Origin of the sequence: Spiroplasma sp. hyd1 (assembly GCF_016082235.1) — a bacterium.
GTDB classification, from domain to species: Bacteria; Bacillota_I; Bacilli_A; order Mycoplasmatales; family Mycoplasmataceae; genus Spiroplasma; species Spiroplasma poulsonii.
Genome location: NZ_JXYY01000096.1, coordinates 1 through 2,049, shown reverse-complemented (window position 1 = coordinate 2,049; position 2,049 = coordinate 1). Strand labels below are relative to the sequence as shown.

Below are 2,049 nucleotides of genomic sequence, written 5' to 3'. Positions count from 1 at the left end.
TTAGTTCCATTTCTAAAATTTCTTTTTTTAAGCGTAAATTTTCATTTTCAAGGGTTAAGTCAGGTTGTGTTTGTATTTCTTTTGCTTTTAATGATTCCAATTCTTTTTTTAATTTTGCAATTTCTGCTTTTTGTTCAGGAATATTTTCTTCATAGTATTTTATTAATTTATGTGTTGTTTTAGATGGTTTATCTATTTTATTTCATTTTGTTTTATTTTCACTTTTTTTTCATATTTCATAATATTCTATTTCTTGTTTATAAAGAATAAATTTATTTTCATGTTCTTTCATTTCTTTTTCTCTGATTTGAATCCGATATTCTAGAAAAGGAATTGCACCTTTTTTATATTCGTCGTATCATTCCCAAGCTTGATCTCATTCATTTTGTTCGGCATTTTTAGGATTTAAATTACCAGCATTATCAAATGGTTTTAATCATGGATATTTAGCAGTTGTAGGAATTTTACGACCAAACTTTTCTAATACTCACATGACATTATTTTTGTCATCATCATTTCTTTTGTCAATACTTAGAGGAATATTGATTGATGATCCCCCCCGAGTGCATGAATAATTGCACTATGAATTTCGCTCAAATGTGCTTTATTTTGCATTTTGGCAACGCGTTCTCAATTGACTTCGCCACCTAATAATCGTCATAATCCCATAATTTATCACTCCTTTACCTAAATTATATCAAATTTATAATTTTTGTCAGGTGTTTTTTATTTATGACTTTTTCTTTTCTGCTTTTTTGGCAGCTTTTTCATCTCATTTTTTCTGTATTGCATTTTGTTTTGTAATATGGCTACCAATATTTTTATTAAGTTTATCTTCTTTTTTATAAACTTTTTTAACTGGTTTATTGTGTTTTGCTTGTTGTTTATTTTGTGGATTAACAAAAACAAAACTATTATTTGGAATGTTTAATTTATCTTTTACTTTATTTACTTTCCCTAGTTTTTTGTTTAAAGATTTTTCTTTTATCTTACCAAAATCTTCTGTATTTCTTTTATTTTCTTGATTTCCTTTGCTGGCCAGTTGTGGGTTAAATCTTTTACCGATTGCTTTGAATGGTGTTGCAACTCCAATTCCAATTTGGCGGAAAAATCCTTTTGTTCCACCACCGCGAGCTGCTCCCACTAGTTTACTTGTTGCTAGGGTTGTGACTCCAAGTCCAAAGCCTGCTAAACCAACAATCCCAGCACGCGAACTCATTCCCTCAGTGGCGTGTCAGAAATGGCGAAAGTCAAGGGGTTTTTCTTGGCGAGATTGACTGCTTGCTGTTTCATTATCCCCTCAATCACCACCAGAACCCATCGCGTTCATGGTTTTATCTGCCATTCCAGAACCACCCATTGCCATTGCTCGTTTGGCTCTTTTGCTTTTGGCAAATCCGAATGCTTTTCCTGCTATTTTTCCAGCACCCATTGCCATCATTCCACCAGCAACAGTTGATTTCATTGAACTCATACCTTCCCGAACACCAGCTGCTTCGCCAATCAGATTGGCAACAACATCCGAAAACGCCATTACTGCCAAGCCACCACCGCACATAAACAGAATAACAAACAATGATTTTCCAATCCCCTCAATGCCTAAACCTGCTAAATTAGTGCTTAAAATTGTTTGAATTGTTGTCATAAAAATAAAATATCCTGTTAAAGTGGCGGTTGATGCTAGAAATTTTGCAATTACCATATCTTTTCAAATAAATGCTCCTTTACCATTGTCAATTGTCATAATAACCATTACTCATGGCGAAATAATAAATAAGAAAAACAATTCGATTATTTTTTGTACCAAAGCAATTCCAATCATAAACATTGCAAACAACATAAATCACACTCCAAAAACTTCGGCAATCATATTAAAATCACCAATATTGTCAGGATAGGAATAATTGTTTGGTATATTATCACCACTACCATCTCAATTGGTATTTCCGATATTGTATAGATAGTTTGCAATATTTCCGTTTTCACCACCAAATCCCGATGTAATCATTTTGGCAATGTTAGCAATTGCAAAATTAGTCAAAAAGAAAA

At 32.4% G+C, this 2,049-nt stretch carries 2 protein-coding genes; both read right to left on the bottom strand.

The genetic code is table 4. The features are described 5' to 3' along the window. Nucleotides 1–493: hypothetical protein (locus TS70_RS06400; RefSeq protein ID WP_198049762.1), on the bottom strand; the 493-nt coding region annotated here is incomplete at its 3' end. A 237-nt stretch (nucleotides 494–730) separates the two neighbouring features. Beyond that, nucleotides 731–2,049, bottom strand: a 1,319-nt coding sequence (locus TS70_RS06395) for an Mbov_0396 family ICE element transmembrane protein (RefSeq protein ID WP_443028840.1), incomplete at its 5' end; no start/stop codon positions are given.